Origin of the sequence: Inhella proteolytica (assembly GCF_016093275.1) — a bacterium.
Classification (GTDB): Bacteria; Pseudomonadota; Gammaproteobacteria; order Burkholderiales; family Burkholderiaceae_C; genus Inhella; species Inhella proteolytica.
In genome coordinates this window covers 271,754-290,937 of record NZ_JAEDAK010000006.1, presented here as the reverse complement: position 1 = coordinate 290,937, position 19,184 = coordinate 271,754, and the positions used below count along the sequence as shown (strand labels likewise).

At 70.9% G+C, this 19,184-nt stretch carries 14 protein-coding genes and 2 pseudogenes; 3 read left to right on the top strand and 13 right to left on the bottom strand.

The window, feature by feature from the left end:
• Nucleotides 1-769, top strand: a pseudogene (locus I7X39_RS11240) (hypothetical protein); the annotation flags it as partial.
• A 10-nt stretch (nucleotides 770-779) separates the two neighbouring features.
• On the opposite strand, the pseudogene I7X39_RS11235 reads toward I7X39_RS11240, so the two are convergent.
• From I7X39_RS11235 to I7X39_RS11210, 6 genes and pseudogenes are all read right to left on the bottom strand, one after another.
• Nucleotides 780-1,058 (bottom strand): annotated as a pseudogene (locus tag I7X39_RS11235) (nuclear transport factor 2 family protein); the annotation flags it as partial.
• A 95-nt stretch (nucleotides 1,059-1,153) separates the two neighbouring features.
• Entirely contained in the window at nucleotides 1,154-1,696 is a 543-nt protein-coding gene (locus tag I7X39_RS11230) for a hypothetical protein (protein ID WP_198111241.1), read from the bottom strand.
• 73 nt (nucleotides 1,697-1,769) lie between these two features.
• Complete coding sequence (locus I7X39_RS11225; RefSeq protein WP_198111240.1) at nucleotides 1,770-3,416, bottom strand: methyl-accepting chemotaxis protein; 1,647 nt, start codon at nucleotides 3,414-3,416, stop codon at nucleotides 1,770-1,772.
• 55 nt (nucleotides 3,417-3,471) lie between these two features.
• Entirely contained in the window at nucleotides 3,472-5,895 is a 2,424-nt protein-coding gene (locus I7X39_RS11220) for a two-component system response regulator (RefSeq protein ID WP_198111239.1), read from the bottom strand.
• The gene (locus I7X39_RS11215; RefSeq protein ID WP_198111238.1) at nucleotides 5,888-7,696 is read right to left on the bottom strand and encodes a PAS domain-containing protein; all 1,809 of its coding nucleotides are present in this window, start codon (nucleotides 7,694-7,696) and stop codon (nucleotides 5,888-5,890) included. The genes I7X39_RS11220 and I7X39_RS11215 overlap by 8 nt, the downstream gene beginning before the upstream one ends.
• 89 nt (nucleotides 7,697-7,785) lie before the next feature.
• On the bottom strand, nucleotides 7,786-9,960 hold the full coding sequence (locus I7X39_RS11210; RefSeq protein ID WP_198111237.1) for a hypothetical protein: 2,175 nt from the start codon (nucleotides 9,958-9,960) through the stop codon (nucleotides 7,786-7,788).
• 130 nt (nucleotides 9,961-10,090) lie between these two features.
• Here I7X39_RS11210 and I7X39_RS11205 point away from each other — a divergent pair, with 130 nt between their 5' ends.
• Together I7X39_RS11205 and I7X39_RS11200 are read left to right on the top strand one after the other, a co-directional pair.
• The gene (locus tag I7X39_RS11205; RefSeq protein WP_198111236.1) at nucleotides 10,091-11,767 is read left to right on the top strand and encodes a long-chain-fatty-acid--CoA ligase; all 1,677 of its coding nucleotides are present in this window, start codon (nucleotides 10,091-10,093) and stop codon (nucleotides 11,765-11,767) included.
• Between the two features lie 164 nt (nucleotides 11,768-11,931).
• Nucleotides 11,932-12,657 carry a 16S rRNA (uracil(1498)-N(3))-methyltransferase gene (locus I7X39_RS11200; RefSeq protein WP_198111235.1) on the top strand — a complete coding sequence of 242 codons (726 nt, stop codon included), beginning with the start codon at nucleotides 11,932-11,934 and terminating at the stop codon, nucleotides 12,655-12,657.
• Here I7X39_RS11200 and I7X39_RS11195 read toward each other — a convergent pair.
• The 7 genes from I7X39_RS11195 to I7X39_RS11165 form a co-directional block, all read right to left on the bottom strand.
• The gene (locus tag I7X39_RS11195; RefSeq protein WP_198111234.1) at nucleotides 12,648-13,076 is read right to left on the bottom strand and encodes a hypothetical protein; all 429 of its coding nucleotides are present in this window, start codon (nucleotides 13,074-13,076) and stop codon (nucleotides 12,648-12,650) included. The genes I7X39_RS11200 and I7X39_RS11195 overlap by 10 nt on opposite strands.
• Nucleotides 13,073-14,320: an ABC transporter substrate-binding protein gene (locus I7X39_RS11190; protein WP_198111233.1), complete on the bottom strand. Its 1,248-nt coding sequence runs from the start codon at nucleotides 14,318-14,320 to the stop codon at nucleotides 13,073-13,075. The genes I7X39_RS11195 and I7X39_RS11190 overlap by 4 nt, the downstream gene beginning before the upstream one ends.
• Entirely contained in the window at nucleotides 14,317-15,540 is a 1,224-nt protein-coding gene (locus I7X39_RS11185; protein WP_198111232.1) for a THUMP domain-containing class I SAM-dependent RNA methyltransferase, read from the bottom strand. Before I7X39_RS11185 ends, I7X39_RS11190 begins: the two co-directional genes overlap by 4 nt.
• A 6-nt stretch (nucleotides 15,541-15,546) precedes the next feature.
• Complete coding sequence (locus I7X39_RS11180) at nucleotides 15,547-17,040, bottom strand: RNA polymerase factor sigma-54 (RefSeq protein ID WP_198111231.1); 1,494 nt, start codon at nucleotides 17,038-17,040, stop codon at nucleotides 15,547-15,549.
• On the bottom strand, nucleotides 17,040-17,792 hold the full coding sequence (gene lptB, locus I7X39_RS11175; RefSeq protein ID WP_198111230.1) for an LPS export ABC transporter ATP-binding protein: 753 nt from the start codon (nucleotides 17,790-17,792) through the stop codon (nucleotides 17,040-17,042). The genes I7X39_RS11180 and lptB overlap by 1 nt, the downstream gene beginning before the upstream one ends.
• Entirely contained in the window at nucleotides 17,789-18,406 is a 618-nt protein-coding gene (gene lptA, locus I7X39_RS11170) for a lipopolysaccharide transport periplasmic protein LptA (RefSeq protein WP_198111229.1), read from the bottom strand. Before lptA ends, lptB begins: the two co-directional genes overlap by 4 nt.
• 97 nt (nucleotides 18,407-18,503) lie before the next feature.
• Entirely contained in the window at nucleotides 18,504-19,184 is a 681-nt protein-coding gene (locus tag I7X39_RS11165; protein ID WP_198111228.1) for a thiol:disulfide interchange protein DsbA/DsbL, read from the bottom strand.

The window sequence follows — 19,184 nt, the reverse complement described above, 5'->3', positions numbered from 1 at the left end:
CGCCCCCGCCGCCCGCCTGGAGGCCACGCGCCCCACGGCCGCTGCGGTCTTGCCCAGCCCGCCCGCACTGGAGCTGCCCGCACCCACCCTGGCCGCCGAAGGCCCGAGCCCGGCGCGCCCGGGCGCGCGCGCGACTGCCATCGAACCCCTGGCCGCCCAGGCGCCGGCGACCCCGGTGCTCGCCCCCGAACGCCTGCCCACGCCGGCACTGGAACCCGCCGCGCCCCTGCTGCGCCCACGCAGCGCGCCCCTGCCCGCGCCCACGGCCCTGCCCGCAGCCCCCACGCTGGCCAGCCCGGCGCCGCTGGCCGCGCCGGAGCCCAGCAGTCTGCCGGCGACCAGTTCCCCGAGCCCCCGCGAGCCCGGCGCCGCCGACGCCCTCCCGCCCCAGGCCAGCCCCGCACCAACCAAGCCGATGAGCCGCGGCGACCCGCAGGGTCAAACGCTGCCGGGCCAACGCGCCTCGCCCGGCTCGCCCGATGCCGGCCCGCAGCTCGGGCATGACGTGGCCACCGCCCCGTCCGCCCCGGCCAGCGCGGTGCCCACGCCGCTGAACCTCAACCTGCCCAGACGCAGCGGCCCGCTGCTGCGTCAGGGCAGCAGCCTGATCCAGATCCTGCCCGGCGTGCCCGACACGCGCAGCAAGATGGAAAAGGCCATCGAGGAGGCGAACCGCGAGGACTGCCGCAAGGCCCATGCCGACAAGGGTCTGCTGGGCGCTGCCGCGCTGGCGGCGGATGCGCTGCGCGGCAAGGGCTGCAAGTGGTGAAGGACAGGGCTCAGGCGGGGGCCGCCTGCAGCTGCGCGGGGTCGTAGAAGAACTGCTCCGCGACGATGCGCTCGCCCTCCCAGCGCTGGTAGGCCAGCTCTTCCAGGCGCATGCGGCGGCCGTCGAGCGCCTCGAACGCGAAGACCCAGCGGATCACCACATGGTCGCCGTTCACGAGCCAGGGCCGCACGCAGGCGGCGCGCAGCGAGCGGATGCCCTGCAGCGCCCTGCGCTCGTGCGCAAGCAGCTGGGCGCGGCCCACGCGCGGGGCGTCGTGGTTCTCTTGCTGGCGGGCCTGCTCGGCTTAGAAGGTTTCCAGGGCCGCCAGGGTGTCGCCCTGTTCCACACAGGCCACGAAGGCCTCCAGGGTCTCGGCGCGGGGCATCAGCCGTCCTGCGGCTGCGCCGCTTCGGCGCTGGGCGGGCTGACGATTTCCAGGCCCAGGCTTTCGAGCCGCTGGCGGCTGCGCTCGGGGTCGGCGCCGGGGCCCAGGCGCAGCGCAAAGGTTTCACCGCGCAGGCAGCGCTGCGTCAGCGCGCTGGCCTCGGCCGGGCTGCAGCGGAACACGACGTGCAGCTCGCGCTCCAACACCGGGGCGCTGACGCCGCGTGGGCCGCGGCGCAGCTGCAGCAGCTGGGCGGCCTGGGCCTCGAAGCGAGCCAGATGCTCTTCCAGGCTGCGGCCGGGCGAACCCACCGAAAGGCGCCCGGTGGCGCGCTCGATCAGCACATGCAGGCGGCGCGGGCCGGCCTCGGGGTCATCAGCCTGGCCGGGGCCCGTGGGCCACTCCAGGCTGAAGGCCCAGCCCCAGCTGCGCTCCAGCGGCGGGGCTTCGGGCAAGGCGGGCGGGCCGCTGCCGTCTTCCGACTGCACAGCGAGTTGTTCGGCCAGGGCCAGCACGGCCTGGCGGGCTTGTTCGGGCGTCATGGACAGGCTTGTAGCAGGCCCGTGCGGGGCTGGCGGGGCGGCCGGCTGGCGCGCCCCGCGCTTGCGGGCGTCCTCAGGTGCGGAACATGGCCATCGCCGTCACCAGCTGCTGGGCCTGCTGGCGCAGGCTCTCGGCGGCGGCGGCGCTCTGCTCCACCAGGGCGGCGTTCTGCTGCGTGCTTTGGTCCATCTGCACGATGCTCTGGCCCACCTGGCTGACGCCGCTGCTCTGCTCGGCGCTGGCGTTGGAGATCTCGCCGACGATGGCGCTGACGCGCTGAATCGACTCGACGATCTCCTGCATGGTGTGGCCGGCGCGGTCAGCCAGCTCGGTGCCCTGCTCCACGCGCTCGACATTGGCGCCGATCAGGCTCTTGATCTCGCGCGCGGCTTCAGCGCTGCGCTGCGCGAGCACGCGCACCTCGCTGGCCACCACCGCGAAGCCGCGCCCGGCCTCGCCGGCGCGCGCCGCCTCCACCGCGGCGTTCAAAGCCAGGATGTTGGTCTGGAAGGCGATGCTGTCGATCACCGAGGTGATGTCGGCGATCTTGCGCGAGCTCTCATTGATGCCGCGCATGGTGTCCACCACCTGGCTCACCACCGCACCGCCGCGCGCGGCGACATCGCTGGCGCCACTGGCGAGCTGGTTGGCGGTGGCAGCACTCTCGGCATTGGTGCGCACGGTGCTGCCCAGCTGTTCCATGGTGCTGGCGGTGCATTGCAGGGAGCTGGCCTGCAGCTCGGTGCGACGCGAGAGATCCTGGTTGCCGCTGGCGATCTCCTGCGTGGCGGTGGCCATGGAATCGACCGCCGAGCGCACCTGCTGCACGCGCTCGCGCAGGGCCTGGGCCATCAGTTCCAGATGGCCGAGCACATGGGTGTCGTGGGCATCGCCCTGGTTGCGCAGGTCGCCCTCGGTGAGGGCCTGCACGCGCTCCAGCACGGCCACCGGGCTGCCGCCCAGGCGCTTGACGGTGAGGTGCGCGCGCCGCACCGACCAGGCCATCGCCACACCGAGCGCCAGCATGGCGGCCACCAGCAGGATCAGCCAGTTGCGCTCGCGCGCGCTGGCCAGGTCGATGGCGGCCTGGGTGCGCTCGTCCAGCAGGCGCTGGAATTCGGCCACCGGGCCCATGATCTTGGCCTTCTCGGCGTGGTAGGCCGCGTCGTGCATCATCTTCAGCGCCGTGGCCGGGTCGGGCTCGCCGCTCTTGCTGAAGCCGCCAGCGCCATCGGCCAAGCGCCCCTTGACCAGGTTCATCGCGATGGTCTCGGTGCTCACCAGGCCATCGGAATTGGCCTGCGCCTGGCGCAGCTGCGCGAACTCGGCCTCGCTGAAGCCGGCGCGCTTCATCAACTCCTGCAGCGGCACGGCCTCTTCGGTACCGCCGGCGGGGGTTTGATCGGCGGCGCGGAAGTCCCAGTAGATGCGCTCGTAGTGCTTGGGGCGCGGCAGCTTGCCGTTGCGGACGTCGAGGATCTCGAAGTACTGGCGCTCCCACTTGGCGTCGCCGGTGGCCACGTAGGTGCGGGCCAGGCGGGTCAGGTCGTCGCTGCTCTGGCGCAGCTCGTCGGCAAGCAGGAAGCTGGCGTAGCGGTTGCGGTAGGCATCGCGCACCGCCTGGTTGGCCTGCAGCAGGCCGAAGAGGGCGATCACCAGGGCCAGGACGGCCACGCCGATGGCGATCAGAGGGGTGTTGCTGGACTCACGTGCGTTCATTTGAAACGGTCGGTGAACAGGGGAGCCGCAGCGTAGGAAGCTGTGCCGCGCGTGCCTATCCGCCAAGAGGATGAAGGCGCAGGTAGCGCTCGAACTCGCTGGCCGGCAGGGCCTTGCTGTACAGCCAGCCCTGGCCCTGCAGCACGCCCAGGCGGATCAGCAGCTGGCGCTGCGCCTCGGTCTCCACACCCTCGGCGATCACCCCGAGGCCGAGCGAATCGGCCATGCCGACGATGGCGCGCACGAGCGCGCGGTCGCGCGTCTCGGTCTCGAGTTCGTGCACGAAGCTGCGGTCGATCTTGAGCCGGTTCAGCGGCAGCAGCTTGAGCGTGGCCAGCGACGAGTAGCCGGTGCCGAAGTCGTCCAGCGCCAGGCGCACGCCCAGGGTCTGCAGCAGGCGCAGGCGCTCGGGCGCGCCCTCGGTAGCCTGCAGGGCGCTCTCGGTCAGTTCGAGCTCCAGCTGCTCGGGCGCCAGGCCGTGCAATTGCAGGGCCGCGCGCACCTGATTGATGAAACTCTCATCGCGCAGCTGCAGGGCCGAGACGTTCAGCCCGAGGCGCCCCACGGCCAGACCGCGGCGCTGCCAGTCGCGCCACTGGCGCAGCGCCTGCTCCAGCACCCACTGGCCCAGTTCGCCGATCAGGCCGCTGTCCTCGGCCACGGGAATGAAGCGGTCCGGCGGCACCGTGCCGAGCGGCGGCGAATGCCAGCGCAGCAAGGCCTCGGCGCCCAGCAGGGCGCCATTTCGCAGGTCCACCTGGGGCTGCCAGGCCAGGCTGAACTCCCGCGCCGCGATGGCCGTGCGCAGGCCCTGCTCGATCTGCATGCGGCTCTGCGCACGCGCGGCCAGGTCGGCCGTGTAGAAGGCATAGCGGTTGCGGCCGCGGCCCTTGGCGGCGTACATGGCGCTGTCGGCGGCCTTGGTGAGCGCGTCACCATCGCTGGCATGGGCCGGGTAGAGCGCGATGCCCACGCTGGCCGAAACGCGCACGGTCTCACCCTTGGGCGCCGGCACGGGCAGGCGCACCTGCTCCAGCAGCTTGCCGGCCAGCAGCGCGGCGGCTTCGGGCTGGTCCACGCGGGCCAGGATGACGAACTCGTCGCCCCCCAGGCGCACCGCCTCGTCTTCCACACGCAGGCAGGACTGCAGGCGCTGGGCGATGGTGATGAGCAGCTGATCGCCCGCGGCGTGGCCCAGGGTGTCGTTGATGAGCTTGAAGCCGTCCAGGTCCAGGAACAGCATGGCGAAGCCGGTGCCCTCGTCCGCCATCCACTGGCGCAGGCTGTCGTCGAGCTGATTGCGGTTGCCCAGGCCGGTGAGCGGGTCGTGGAAGGCCAGGTGGTGCACGCGGCTTTCGGCGCGGCGCAGGGCGGAGATGTCGGAGAAGCTCAGCACACGGTGCGTCAGCACGCCCAGGGGGTTGCGCACGGGCGCGAGCTGCTCCCAGGCGGGGAAGAGCGTGCCGTCGCGGCGCTGGCACACCACCTCGGCCTGCTGGGGCTCGGCCACGCGCCCGCCGGCGGGCAGCAGGCCGCGGTCGCTGCTGCGGCGCGCGTGCAGGAACTCGTCGGGGTGGCGGCCCTGCACCTCGGTGCCGGCCCAGCCGGTAAGGGCGCAGAAGGCCGGGTTGGCGGAGAGCACGCGGCCCTCGCGGTCCAGCACCAGGATGGCCTCGGCGGCGGACTCGAACACCACCGCGGCCTGGCGCAGCAGGCCTTCGGTGCGCACCTGTTCGCTGACGTCGCGGAACACGCCGATCACGCGGCCCTCGTCGGCCAGGTGGGCGGCGTGGATCTCCAGCCAGACGACGGAACCTCTCGCGGGCTCGGTGGCGCCACCCCAGCGCGTCACCAGGTGCAGGCTGGCCTGCGGGCGATCGAGCAGGCCGCGCACCTGCTCGCGCACCTCAGCCTGCAGGCCGGCAATGAAGTCCTGCGGCTGCAGGCTGAAGCCGCGCAGGCCCTCGCCCTGGGCGCCGAGGTCGGCGCCGTCCACCAGGGTCAGGTCCTGGCCAGGCTGCAGCTCCAGCACGCCCATCTGCGCGGCCTTCAGCGCCAGGCGCAGGCGGCGCTCGGCGCGCACCACGCGCTGCTCGGCGGCATGGCGCGCCAAGGCCATGCGGATGGTGGCGTTGAGCTCACGCAGCTCGATGGGCTTGAGCAGGTAGCCGTAGGGCGCGGTGGCACCGGCGCGGCGCAGGGTCTCGGGCTCGGCGTAGGCGGTCAGGTAGATGACCGGCGCGCCCTGCTCGCGCAGGATGGACTCGGCGGCGCGGATGCCGTCGCCGCCACGGCCGAGGTTGATGTCCATCAGCACCAGGTCGGGGCGCTGGGTCTGGGCATTGCGCAGCGCGTCGGCCTCGGAGGCGGCGACGCCGGCCACGTCGTAGCCCAGGGCTTCCAGGTTGAGCTTCAGGTCCTGGGCGACGATGCGCTCGTCCTCCACCACCAGGATGCGCGGGCGTTCGGTTTCAAGCATCGGGGGCCTCCTGGGCGGGCGGGAGCGGGAACTCGAAGGCGAAGCGCGTGCCCGGCCCATCGAACAGGGTCACCTCGGCCTCCAGCTGGTCGGCCAGCAGGGGCACGAGCTGGAAGCCGAGCGAGCCGCCCTGGCCCGGGCGCACCCCGGGAGGCAGGCCGATGCCGTTGTCCTGCAGCTCCAGGCGCACGCGGCGTTGCGGACTGCAGCTGGCACGCAGCCACACCTGGCCGCGCCGGCCGTCCGGAAAGGCGTGCTTGAAGCAGTTGGTCAGCAGCTCGTTGATCACCAGCGCGCAGGGCACGGCCTGCTGCAGGTCGATGCGCAGGCCTTCCTCGGGCGCCTCGACCTGCAGCTCGACCTGCTGCCCCTCGCGCGCAAACGCGGCGTGAACGAGGCCGGTCAGGCGGCGCAGATAGGGGCCGAGCTCGAGCGCCGAGAAGTCGTTCAGCTCGTACAGCAGCTGGTGCGTCAGCGACATCGCCATCACCCGGCTCTGGCTGTCGCGCAGCGCGGACTGGGTGCTTGCGTCGGCATGCCGGGTCTGCAGGCTGAGCAGGCTGGCGATGATCTGCAGGTTGTTCTTCACCCGGTGGTGCACCTCCTGCAGCAGCACCGTCTTCTCGTTCAGCGCGGCCTGGATCAGGGCCTGGGCGCGCAGGCGCTCGCCGATGTCGGAGACGGTGATCAGCACCTGCGGGTCCTCGCTGGAAGGGATGGGGTTGAGGCCGACCTCGATCTGCACCGGCCGGCCGTCGCCACGCCGCCCCACCACATGGCGCTTGCCGGCCATGGCGCGCGCCTCCGGGGCGCGCAGGAAGGCCTGCATCAGGCCCTCGTGGCGGCCGCGGTCGCCCTCGCCCACCAGGTCGGAGACGGGGCGGCCGAGCAGCTCGGCCTCGGAGTAGCCGAACAGGCGCGCCAGGCTGCGGTTCACCAGCGAGAGCCGGCCTTGGGCGTTGACCAGGGCCAGGCCATCGGGTGCGGTCTCGAACACCGAGCGGAAGCGCGCCTCGCTGGCGACGCGGTCGGACACATCGATGGCCGAATGGACCAGATGCGTGATCTCGCCCTGCTCGTTGCGCAGCGGTTCGATCATCAGGTCGATGGTGACCCGCGAGGCGCCCTTCATGCGCACCTCAACGTCCCGGCGCAACTGCTCGCCGCGGGCGGCGCGCGCGGTGGCGCTGCGCAACCAGTCCTGCAACTGCGGGTCGTGGTTCCACCAATGGGTCTCCCAGACCGGCCGGCCGACCACCTCCTCGCTGTGGATGCCGGCGGTCTCGGTGGAGACGCGGTTGATCTGCACCACCAGGCCATCGGGGGTGGTCACACCGACGAAGGCGAACAGGCTGTCGAGCACGCGCCGCGAGCGCCCCTCGGTCTCTTCCAGCGCTCGCGCGGCGCGGCGCTGCAGGGTCACGTTGACGGCCTGCACCAGCACGCCCAGAACCGGCCCGCTGCCCTGTCGCACCGGCAGGTAGCTGGCCTCCCAGTCGGCCAGCTCGCCAGGGCGGCCGGGCATCGCGATCTGGACCTGGAAGCCGCGCAGCTCCGCCCCGTCATCCAGCACCGCCCGCAGCCGCGGCTCCAGCACCGGAAAGGCATCCGGCAACACCTCGGCCACGCTGCGCCCGCGCATCTGTTCCAGGCTCACGCCGTTGTAGTCGGCCAGCGCCTGGTTCAGCTCCACATAGCGCAGCTCGCGGTCCAGCAGGGCCAGGCCGACCGGCAGGTCGGCATCGAACAAGGCCCGCAATCCAGCGTCCAGCAACACGCGCTCCTGCGCCTGTTCGCCCATTTTTGTTGGCTCCCTGCGGCCATAACGGCCCAAGCCGAGCTTAGATGGGTGCCGCCGCGCATCGCCATTCCCCTTAAGCAGGAAGGGGTTTACCGGGGCCTGGCCGGCCGCGACAGCGCCGTGGCCGTGTTGGTCGGATTGACGCGGCTGGGCAGCCCGCCGGCGGCCTTGAAGGCTGCGGCCGTGGCGCTGATGCTGCTCCAGCGCACCGGCGCCAGCAGACCCACGCGCGCGGCCCAGGCCTCGATCTGGGTGATGCCATCGCTGGTGTCCACCACCGTCAGGGTCTTGGGTGCCACGTTCAGCGTGACGCTGTAGACCGGCATCACATGGCTGCCTGTGAGCAGGCTGTTGGCCAGCGCTTCGGCGGCCTGCAGGGTGCGGCCGCCATTGCCCACGGCGACGAGGTTGCCGGCGGGGTCGTGGGCCTTCCAGTCGCTGCCGGAGCGCGGGCGCCACAGGCCGGCGGCGGTGTCGTCGCTGTCCGTGCCATGGCCCACGCCGGTGACGATGCCCCACAGGGTCTCAGCCTGCCAGCTGGAGCCCGTGCTGCCGCGCTGCGGCTGGCGCAGGCCATCGATCTCGGTGTTCAGCAGGCCCGAGGCCACGCTATTGGGCGTGCCCCCCAGCGCGCGGATGCGCTCGGCGCAGGCGGCGCGGTCGGCGGCGCTGTGCGCGTGCACGTCGAACTCCACGCCCAGGGGCTGCAGGGTGCGGATGACTTCACCCGCGCGGGCCTCACCGTTCAGCCAGCCGATGTCCGCGCCGATCGACCAGCGCATCCCCGTGGCCTGCGTGCCCACCTTGCCGGCCACCACGGCGCGGCGGAAGAAGGCGATCAGATCGTCCACGTTCGGCCAGTTGGTGGGCACGGATTCGATGTGCATGGTGCCGCTGACATGCAGCTGCGGCCCGCCAGCATCCTGCGCCGTGGCGCGCAGCTGGGCCAGGCCTGGCGCATTGGCAATGCCGAAGCGCTGGCGCTGGCTGCTGACGTAGGCCAGGGCGGATTCGTAGATGGCCCACTGCGCCGCCTGGTCAGCGCTGCTCTTGAGTGCGGACTTGAGCGCCGGATTCCAGGGCGGGCGCTTGCCGCCGTCGACGTACACCACGTTCCAGGCGGACTTCTGCGCGAAGAAGTCGTTGTCGTGCATCTTGGCGCCGACGAAGAAGGGCGCGCGCGCACCAGGCAGCGCGCGCGCGGCGCTGAAGGCGGCTTCCACCACCGCCTGCCCGGTCTGGCCGGTCAGCTCGAAGAGCTTGAGGTCGTAGTGCTCGGGGCGCAGGTAGAGGCCGCGGGCCGTGTCACCCAGGTTCAGCGCACCGCCGGTGTGCGCCAGGGTCCAGCTGGCGCCCAGGTTCTTGAAGGCCGTGGCGGTGGCGTCGAGGAACTTCTCGTCCGCCTGCATGGCCGGCACGATGGCGATGCGCGCGTTGTCACCCAGCGTACGCAGCAGTTGGTAGCCGCCGGGCTTGCTGGTCTTCTGGCCCGTCGTCAGGTCCACCAGCACCGATTCATAAGCCTGGATCTCGGCCGTCTGCGCGCTGGCAGAAAGGTTCGCCAGCCCGGCCCAGTCGTAGTTCAGGTAGTAGGGCTTGGGCGGGCGCATGTGGTAGTTCAGACCCACGAAGGGCGAGCTGCGCAGGCGCTCCAGCAGGGCCGGATAGCTGGACTGGTAAACGTCCAGCATCGTGTCGCTGAGGTAGATGTCGACGGGAAAGCGGTACTGCTCGTGCAGGTCGACGATGCGGGTGACGGCGGCGGCGCTGAGCTCCGGGTAGGAGAAGTCCTGCACATTGATGGAGAACTGCAGCCAGTCGCCGGCATCGGGCGCGCCGGCCAGGGTGCTGCCCACGTAGTAGACGCGGGTGTAGCTCTGGCGCGCCAGCACCTCGGCCACGCTCTGGCCATAGCCGGCGTAGATGGCGGTGCCCTCCAGGCCGCGCAGGTCCATCTGGCGCAGCACCGCCACTTTGTGCTGGCCCAGGGTGACGGCCTGGTAGGGCTGCACGTCACCGTTCGGCGCATGCCGCCAGCCGGCCGGGGTGTAGCTGTACCACTGGCCATCGGGGGTGTTGGCGGCGATGTAGAGCTGGCTGCTCTGGCCCTGGTCGGCCGTGCCGGCCTGCAGCTGCACGCTCAGGCTGGTGCGGTGCAGCGGGCCGGCCGCCTCGGCCCAGGCGCTGAAGCCGGCCGGTGCGGCCTGGCCCAGGTGGAGACCGCAGAGCAGGAAAAAAATCAGCAGCGCGCGCACAAGTGCCATGGTTTTCCCCGGGGTTTGGGAGCAATTCCAACGCGGGCTTCGGCCTCTGGCAAGCGTTCCTAGGCCAACTCCCTAGGAGCCCACCCGCCCTCCCCTCGCAGAATCGATCGCGCATTGAAGGAGGCCCCGCGTGGACAAGATTTGGCTCAAACACTATTCCCCCGGCGTCCCGGCCGAGATCGACCCGGGCCGCTATGCCAACCTCATCGAGCTGATCGAGACCGCGTTCAAGAACCACGCGAGCAAGCCGGCCTACAAGATGATGGGCGCCACCCGCACCTTTGCGCAGGTGGACGAAGACTCCCGCGCCCTGGCCGCCTACCTGCAGAGCCTGGGCCTGGCCAAGGGCGACCGCGTCGCCATCATGATGCCCAACGTCTTCCAGTACCCGGTGGCCATTGCCGCCGTGCTGCGCGCAGGCTTCGTGGCGGTGAACGTCAACCCGCTCTACACCCCGCGCGAGCTGGAGCACCAGCTCAAGGACAGCGGCGCCAAGGCCATCGTCATCGTCGAGAACTTCCTGCCCACGCTGAAGGAGGTGTTCGACAAGGTGCCCACCAAGCACGTCATCCTCGCCTCCATCGGTGACCAGTTCGGCTTCCTGAAGGGCCTGGTCATCAACTATGTGGTGCGCAAGAAGAACAACATCCTGCCCATCGAGCTGCCGGGCATGGTGCGTTTCAACGACGCCCTCAAGCGGGGCCGCGCCCTGCCCTACACGCGGCCGCAGATGAAGGCCGAGGACATCGCCCTGCTGCAGTACACCGGCGGGACGACAGGGGTCAGCAAGGGCGCCGTGCTGCTGCACCGCAACCTGGTGGCCAATGTGCTGCAGGCCGAGGCCTTCTACGAGCCGGCCCTCAAGAAGGTGCCGGCCGGCCAGGCCGTGCACACCGTCTGCGCGCTGCCGCTCTATCACATCTTCGGCTTCACGGCCAACCTGATGCTCTCCATGCACAAGGGCGGCGTGAACATCCTGATCCCGAACCCGCGCGACATCCCCGCCGTGTTCAAGGAGCTGAGCCAACACCAGATCCACAGCTTCCCGGCCGTGAACACCCTGTTCAACGCCATGGCCAACCACCCCGACTTCAACACGGTGGACTGGAGCCATCTGGTCATCAGCGTGGGCGGCGGCATGGCGGTGCAGCAGGCCACCGCCAAGCTCTGGCTGGAAAAGACCGGTTGCCCGGTGTGCGAGGGCTATGGCCTGTCGGAGACCTCGCCCGTGGCCAGTTGCAACCCCACCGACAGCACCGCCTTCACCGGCACCATCGGCCTGCCCGTCAGCAGCACCGAGTTCAAGCTGCTGGACGATGACGGCCACGAAGTCGCCCCCGGCCAGCCTGGCGAGATCGCCATCAAGGGCCCGCAGGTGATGGCCGGCTACTGGCAGCGCCCGGATGAAACCGCCAAGGTCATGACGGCCGACGGCTTCTTCCGCACCGGCGACGTGGGCGTGGTGGACGAGCGCGGCTTCTTCAAGATCGTCGACCGCAAGAAGGACATGATCCTCGTCAGCGGCTTCAATGTGTACCCGAACGAGGTCGAGGACGTGCTGGCCAGCATGCCCGGCATCCTGGAATGCGCGGCCGTGGGCGTTGCCGATGACAAGGCCGGCGAGGCGGTGAAGGTGGTGATCGTCAAGAAGGACCCGAACGTCACCGAGGCCGATGTGCGCGCCTACTGCGAAGCCAACCTGACCGGCTACAAGCGCCCCAAGATCGTCGAGTTCCGCACCGAGCTGCCCAAGACCCCGGTGGGCAAGATCCTGCGCCGCGAGCTGCGCGACAAGCCCAAGAGCTGAGTGCGCTGAGCAAGAATCCCAGGCCGGCTCCCGCCGGCCTTTTTGCCGTTTCGGGCTTGAGGTCGGCGTAGCCGCCCTGTGTCGCTTCGCGCCACCGCATCGGCAAACCCGATGCGCCCACCCTGTACGTCCAAGCGCTGTCGGCGCTTGAATCTTGCCCCGTCATGTCCGCCCGCCTCTACGTTGACCTGCCCCTCGGCCCCGAAGGCCAGGAACTCGATCTGCCCCCCGGACCGACCCGCCATGCCCAGGTGCTGCGCAGCCAGCCGGGCGATGTGCTGACCCTGTTCGATGGTCGCGGCGAGCAGGAGTGGCAGGCCGAAGTGCTGGCCATGGGGCGCAGCGTGGTGCGCGTGCGGCTGCTGAGCGCACGCGTGCTGCGCCACGAGTTGCCGCAGGGCTTCCGCCTGGCCCTGGTGATGCCGGCCAACGACCGCATGGACTTCCTGGTCGAGAAGGCCACCGAGCTGGGCGTGGCCGCCATCCAGCCGCTGATGAGCGAGCGCTCGGTGCTGCGCCTCTCCGGCGAGCGGGCCGACAAGAAGGTGGCGCACTGGCAAGGCGTGGCGCAGGCCGCGGCCGAGCAATGCGGGCGCGCCCGCGTGCCCCAGGTGGCGGCCGTGCGCACGCTGCCCCAGTGGCTGGCCGAGCTGCCGCCCGCGGCGGGCGAAGCACGCTGGCTGCTCAGCCCGCAGGCCCAGGGCCTGCCGGGGCGGCCGGCGCAGGGCGAACTCTGGAGCCTCTCCGGCCCCGAGGGCGGCTTGAGCGCGGGCGAGGAAGCGGCGGCACAAGCCCAAGGCTTTCAGCCCGTGGGCCTGGGCCCGCGCGTGCTGCGCGCCGATACCGCCCCGCTGGCCCTGCTCTCCTGGTGGGGTCTGGCTCAGCTCTGACGTTTCTGGCGCGCCTGCGCGCCCTGCACCGCCAGCCAGCCCGCCAGGGGCACGCCCAGCAGGCCGCCCGCCATCATCCAGGCCGGATGGCTGATGAGCAGCAGATTGGCCGCCGTGGCCAGCCAGATCACGCCGGCCACACCCAGGCCCACCGCGCGGGCATGGGGTTCACCGGCAAAGCGGTAACCGATCCAGGCGCCGCCCGCCGCGCCGGCCCACCAGGCCAGCACCACGGAAACCAGCGCGCCCAGCGGCGCCGCGGCCAGCAGCGCGGCCACCACGGCGGGGTCCTTGCTGTTGCCGCTGCTGGGCGGCAGCGGCCAGATCTTGTGGCCGACGGCCTCGATGGTGGCGATGACGGCCACGGCCACCATCATCCCGGCCAGCAGGCCGAGCAAAGCGCGAAAGGCAGATTTCATCGGCGTGGATTGTCCGCGGGCCAGACCTGCGCGCGCAGCGCCTCCAGCCCTTGCAACACCGGCTCCAGGTTGGCGGGTTCGCGCTCAAAGCGCGCCAGCCACTCCAGCGCCGGCGTGCTGAAGGCGGCCGGCGCGTCGCGGTCAAAGAACTGCATGCTGCCGGCCGCGCGGGCCAGCAGACGCGCACCGGCCTGGGCCAGGGGGTCGCTGCCCACGGCGGCCGCGCGGTGCGGCGGAATCAGGCCCATGGCCTGGTTCAGCTCGGTCTGCAGCTCCGGCTGCGCCAAGTAGCGCAGGAACTCGCGCGCGGCCGCCTTGTGGCGCGCGGCACGCGGGATCACCAGCACGTCCAGCGGCGCGTCCTCAATCAAGGGCACGCGGGGGTCCAGCGTGGGGAAGGGGAAGAAGCCCAGGTCCACCCGCACCGCGGCCGGAAAGGCCAGGCTGACGAAGTTGCCCATCAGCACCATGCCGGCGTGGCCACGCGTCACGTACGGCAGCGCCTGGCGCCAGTCGCGCTCGAAGCTGCCGGGCAGGAAGTCGCCGCGCTGCAGCAGCTGGCGCCAGCGCTCGAAGACGGCACGCACGCGCGCATCCAGCCAGCTCGCGCGGCCGCTCAGCAACTCGGTGTGGAAGGCCTTGCCATGCAGGCGCAGGTTGAAGTAATCGAACCAGGCCCCGAGCGGCCAACCCTCGCGGCTGCCCATCACGATGGGGGCCAGGCCGGCGGCCTTGAGCTGGCTGTTGAGCTGCAGCCAGCTCTCCCAGGTGGCGGGGGGCTGCAGCCGCAGGCGCTCGAACACGCTGCGGCGGTAATAGAAGCCCCACTGGTAGGTGGCCAACGGCAGGGCCCAGACGCGCCCCTGCACCCGAACCGCGTCCAGCATGGCGGGGTGGAACTGCGACTCCCAGCCCTGGGCCAGATCGTCCAGGGGCTCCAGCAGGTCCTGGTCCACGAACTCGCGCAGGCGCTGACCGCCGAACCAGAAGGCCACGTCGGCCGCGGCCGGCTGCTGGCGCAGCAGGGCATCGAACTCGGCCTTGTACTGCGCCTGTTCGCGCTCGCGGCTTTCCAGCGGCCGACCCAGGGCCTCGTAGCGGCGCGCGATGCGCACCCAGAGGTCGCGCTGCACGCCGCTCGAGAACATCCACTGCACGCGCAGCGGCTCGGCGGGCGGGGCCGGCTGCGCCCAAGCCGGCGCGGCACCCGCCCACAGGCACAGGCTGCGCCGGCGCAGGCTCATTCGCGCATCGAGCCGGCCACCAGATCGAAGCGGAACAGCCGGCATTCGATCGGACCGTTCCACATGGGCACCTTGCGGCTCTCCTTGAGGCGCATGCGGCGCGGCAGCTCGCGGTCGGGGCTGAGCAGCCAGGCCGTCCAGGGGTTGGCGCCGGTGTACTGGCGCTTCCAGTGGGCGGCCAGGCGGGCGAAGAAGTCGTTGCCTTCGGCGATCTCACGCGCCGGGCGATCGATGTGTTCACCGGCCTTGCCGCGCACCTCGATGCGCTCGCCATAGGGCGGGTTCATCATCAGCGTGCCCGCCATGCCGGCGGGCAGCTCGGGCGCCGGGCGCTCCAGCGCGTCACCGCCCTGGAAGCGGATGGCATCGGCCACGCCCGCACGCTCGGCATTGCGGCGCGCGAAGTCCACCATACGGAAGGCGACATCGCTGGCAAAGACGGGCACGGCCGGGGCATGCTCGGCGGCCTTGGCCTCGGCCAACAGGCGCTGCCACTCGGGGTACAGCGCGGCGTAAGGCGGCTGGTGTGCAAAGGCGAAATCGCGCTGGCTGCCGGGGGCGATGCCGCAGGCGATCAGCGCGGCCTCGATGGCAATCGTGCCGCTGCCGCAGCAGGGGTCGTTGAGCGCACCGCCGCTTTCCGGCGTGCCGCGCCAGCCGGCCGCGGCCAGCATGGCGGCGGCCAGGGTTTCCTTCAGCGGGGCGTCGCCCTTGTCGTAGCGCCAGCCGCGTTTGAACAGGGGCTCGCCACTGCTGTCGGCATAGAGCGTGGCGCGGTCGGCTTCGAGGTGCAGCAGCACCGGCAGGTCGGGGTCGCGCGTGTCCACGCTGGGGCGCTCGCCGTGCTTGTCTCGGATCTGGTCGCACAGCGCGTCCTTCACCTTCAGTGCGGCGAAGTGCAGGCTCTTGAGCGGGCTCTGGCGCGCCGTGCAGTCCACGCGGAAGCGGTGCTGGGGGGTCAGCCACTCGCTCCAGTCCACCGTCCAGGCCAGGTGGTAGAGGTCGGCCTCGTCGCGATAGGGCCCATGGGCCAGCTCCACCAGCACGCGCGTGGCCAGGCGGCTGTGCAGATTGAGCTTCATCGCATCCACCAGGCTGGCGCGCGCCAGCCGCACGCCACCGCGCGCCGCATCGGCCTTGAGCCCGAGTGCGCGCACTTCGTCGAGCAAGAGCGGCTCGACCCCGCTCGGACAGGGCAGGAACAGGGCGTAGGCACTCATCGGGGGTTACTGCTTTCTTAGTGGAGCCGTGGGGATCTTCATCCCCTCGCGGTACTTGGCCACGGTGCGGCGCGCGCACTGGATGCCCTGCTCTTCCAGCATGCTGGCAAGCTGGCTGTCGGACAGTGGCTTCTTCGGGTCCTCGGCGCTGATGAACTGGCGGATCAGCGCGCGCACGGCGGTGCTGCTGGCCTCGCCGCCGGTTTCGGTGCTCAGGCCCGAGCCGAAGAAGAACTTCAGCTCGAAAGTGCCGTGCGGCGTGGCCATGTATTTGGCGGTGGTGACGCGCGAGATCGTCGATTCGTGCAGGCCGAGCTCGTCGGCGATCTCGCGCAGCACCAGCGGGCGCATGGCCAGCTCGCCATGCGTGAAGAAGCCGCTCTGGCGCTCGACGATGGCCTGCGAGACGCGCGCGATGGTTTCGAAGCGCTGCTGGATGTTCTTGATGAACCAGCGCGCCTCCTGCAGCTGGCCGCTCAGCGCCGTGCCCTTGTTCTGCTTGAGCAAGCGGGCATAGAGCTCGTTGACGCAGAGCTTGGGGCAGACCTCGGGGTTGATGACGGCGCGCCAGCCGCGGCCGGCCTTCTGCACCAGCACGTCGGGCACCACGGGGCTGTTGTGGTCGCGCGCAAAGCGGCGGCCGGGCTTGGGCTCCAGGCGGGCGATCAGCGCATGTGCTTCGCGCAGCTCGGTCTCCTCGCTGTGCGTCAGCAGGCCGAGGCGGCGCCAGTCGCGCTTGCCCAGCAGCTCCAGGTGCTTGGGCTCGCACACGCGCCGCGCCAGCGCCAGACGCGGGTGCGGCGGGTGCACGCGCAGCTGCAGCAGCAGGCACTCGCTCAATGAACGCGCGCCCACGCCGGCCGGATCCAGGCTTTGCAGCAGGGCCAGAGCCACCTGCAGGCGCTCCTGCAGCTCCTCGCGTTCCTCGGGGTCGGGGCCGGCGAGCTGTTCCACCAGCTCATCCAGGGTGTCCACCAGGTAGCCCGATTCATCCAGGCTGCCCATCAGCAGCTCCACCGCGGCCAGATCGGTGGCACTCAGGCGCCGGCCGGCCAGCTGCTGGCGGAGATGCGCCACCAAGTCGATGCCCACGCTGTCCTGCTCGCCGCTGCGGCGCTCGTCGTCGTCGTCAGCGCCCTCTGAGCGGTTGGGCGGCAGCTCCTGGATGCCGTCGAAGTCGTCGCCCTCGGTGCCGTTGGCCCAGTCCTCGCGCTCGGTGGCGCCGAAGTCATCGGCCACCAGCTCGCGCTCGCCGCCCTCCTCGCCGCCGCCGCTTCCTTCGTCGGCGGCGCTGCTGGAGGGGGCGAGCGACACCGCCTCGGCCCCGGGGCGCGGCTCAAAGTCCTCGGCCTCCAGTTCCAGCAGCGGATTGCTGTCCAGCATCTGCTGCACTTCCTGCTGCAGCTCCAGCGTCGACAGCTGCAGCAGCCGGATCGACTGTTGCAGTTGCGGGGTCAGGGCCAGATGCTGACTCTGGCGGAGCTGGAGGCTCGGCTTCATCACATGCGGAAGTGCTCGCCGAGATAGACCTTGCGCACGTCGGGGTTGGCCACGATGGCCTCGGGCTCCCCTTCGGCCAGCACGCGGCCGTCGCTGATGATGTAGGCGCGGTCGCAAATGCCCAGGGTCTCGCGCACGTTGTGGTCGGTGATCAAGACCCCGATGCCGCGTTCCTTGAGGAAGTGGATGATGCGCTGGATCTCCAGCACCGCAATCGGGTCCACACCGGCGAAGGGCTCGTCCAGCAGGATGAAGCGCGGCTGCGTGGCCAGGGCACGGGCGATCTCCACGCGGCGGCGCTCGCCGCCCGAGAGCGCGGGAGCCGGGGTGTCGCGCAGCTTCTCGATCGACAGATCCTTCAGCAGGCCTTCGAGCGCAGCGTCGATGCGCGCCGTCGCCCAGGGCTTGCCCTTCTCGTCGAGCTGCAGCTCCAGCACGGCGCGGATGTTCTGCTCGACGTTGAGCTTGCGGAAGATCGAGGCTTCCTGCGGCAGGTAGCTCAGGCCCAGGCGCGAGCGGCGGTGGATGGGCTGGTGCTGCACCTCCTGGCCGTCGATGCGGATCACGCCGGCATCGGCGCGCACCAGGCCGACGATCATGTAGAAGCTCGTCGTCTTGCCCGCCCCATTGGGGCCGAGCAGGCCCACCACCTCGCCACCGGACACCGAGACGTGCACGTCCTTGACGACCTTGCGCACGCCATAACTCTTCTGCAGGCCCTGGGCCTCCAGGCGGCTGGGAGCCTGCGTCATTTCTTCGGCGGCGGCAAGGCCGGCGTCGTCTGCAGGGGCACGCTGCTGGCGGGTGCGGCCGGCGCCGAGGCCGCCGGCGCGGGCCGGGGCATCATCACCACCCGCACCTTGCCCTGCGGCTGCGGCGAGGTCTGGCCAGGCTCAACGCTGAGGATCTCGGAGCGGCTGTTGTAGACGATGGTGGCGCCGGTCAGCTCGTCCAGCACCTGGTTGCCCTTCATGCGGCGCACCAGGGCACCGCCGGCAAAGCGCACGGTCTCGGCCCGGGTGTCGTACTCGATGCGCTCGGCACTGCCCTCCAGCGTCTCGCCCGGCGTGTTCAGCGCCTGGCTGAAGCGCACCGGCTCACTGGGCTTGCCGGCCGCCACGGCGAAGTGGCTGTCGTCCGCGCGCCGCTCGGCCTCCAGGCGGCTGGCGCGCACCTGCAGGCTGCCCTGCACCAGCAGCACCGGCCCGGTCCATTCGGTGCGGCCGGTCTGCTGGTTGATGGTGCCGCCCTGGTCGCTCTCGATGATCAGCGGCTTGGTGCGGTCGTCCTTGGCGGCCTGGGCGACGCAGGCCATTCCCAGGGCCAGCAGCGTCGCCGCCACGAACCTGCCCCTCAATACCGTCATGCTCGGTCCTTATCAAGTCGCACCGTGGAACCGGCTCTGCCGGGCCACTGGTGCGGCCCCCTTGAGGGGGAGGCGGCGCAGCCGCTTCGGGGGTGGGTCATACCTTGCCGAAGTTGTTGACGAGGTATTCGGTGACCATCAGCGCGCGCTGGCCGCCCTGCAGGGCGTTGAGCTGCTCGCCGGTGGAGGCCTTGCTGGGCGAGGTGGTGTAGAGCCCGCCAATGCCCAGCGTGGGCACGCCGTCCAGGCCATAGGCCTCGGCCAGCTTGTCGGCCTGGGTGATGCGCACGCCGCCCATGCCCTTCGGATCCAATGCGGCCCAGGTGCTGTTGAACTTGGCCACGTCCAGGCCCAGGGGCTGCAGCAGCTTGATCATGTCCTCGGGCTTGTCCAGCGCCTGGTGCTGCTGGTGGATGGCGGCAAAGATGGCACTGCGGAACTGGTGCTCCACGCCCATGGTCTGCAGCGCGAAGAACAGGCGCTGGTGCGGCTTGACCTGCGCACGCCCGCCGATGTGGCTGTGGCGGAATTGCATGGTGGGCGGCAGCTGCTTGACCCAGGGCTGCAGCACGGCCTCGAAAGCATTGCAGGCCGGGCAGCCGTACCAGAAGAACTCAACCACCTCGATCTTGCCCGGGCTGGCGGGCAGCCGCTGGCTGAGCTTGCGGTAGTGCTGGCCGGCGCGCGGCGCGCCCTGGGCAGCGGCCAGGGTCGGCAGGCCGGCGGCGGCAGCGGCCAGCAGGGTCAGGCCGGTGCGGCGGGTGAAGACTTGGCTCAT

Coding starts and splice junctions, on each gene's coding strand:
- I7X39_RS11230 (WP_198111241.1), bottom strand. CDS start 1,696: ATGACGCCCGAACAAGCCCGCCAGGCCGTGCTGGCCCTGGCCGAACAA.
- I7X39_RS11225 (WP_198111240.1), bottom strand. CDS start 3,416: ATGAACGCACGTGAGTCCAGCAACACCCCTCTGATCGCCATCGGCGTG.
- I7X39_RS11220 (WP_198111239.1), bottom strand. CDS start 5,895: ATGCTTGAAACCGAACGCCCGCGCATCCTGGTGGTGGAGGACGAGCGC.
- I7X39_RS11215 (WP_198111238.1), bottom strand. CDS start 7,696: ATGGGCGAACAGGCGCAGGAGCGCGTGTTGCTGGACGCTGGATTGCGG.
- I7X39_RS11210 (WP_198111237.1), bottom strand. CDS start 9,960: ATGGCACTTGTGCGCGCGCTGCTGATTTTTTTCCTGCTCTGCGGTCTC.
- I7X39_RS11200 (WP_198111235.1), top strand. CDS start 11,932: ATGTCCGCCCGCCTCTACGTTGACCTGCCCCTCGGCCCCGAAGGCCAG.
- I7X39_RS11195 (WP_198111234.1), bottom strand. CDS start 13,076: ATGAAATCTGCCTTTCGCGCTTTGCTCGGCCTGCTGGCCGGGATGATG.
- I7X39_RS11190 (WP_198111233.1), bottom strand. CDS start 14,320: ATGAGCCTGCGCCGGCGCAGCCTGTGCCTGTGGGCGGGTGCCGCGCCG.
- I7X39_RS11185 (WP_198111232.1), bottom strand. CDS start 15,540: ATGAGTGCCTACGCCCTGTTCCTGCCCTGTCCGAGCGGGGTCGAGCCG.
- I7X39_RS11180 (WP_198111231.1), bottom strand. CDS start 17,040: ATGAAGCCGAGCCTCCAGCTCCGCCAGAGTCAGCATCTGGCCCTGACC.
- lptB (WP_198111230.1), bottom strand. CDS start 17,792: ATGACGCAGGCTCCCAGCCGCCTGGAGGCCCAGGGCCTGCAGAAGAGT.
- lptA (WP_198111229.1), bottom strand. CDS start 18,406: ATGACGGTATTGAGGGGCAGGTTCGTGGCGGCGACGCTGCTGGCCCTG.
- I7X39_RS11165 (WP_198111228.1), bottom strand. CDS start 19,184: ATGAGCCAAGTCTTCACCCGCCGCACCGGCCTGACCCTGCTGGCCGCT.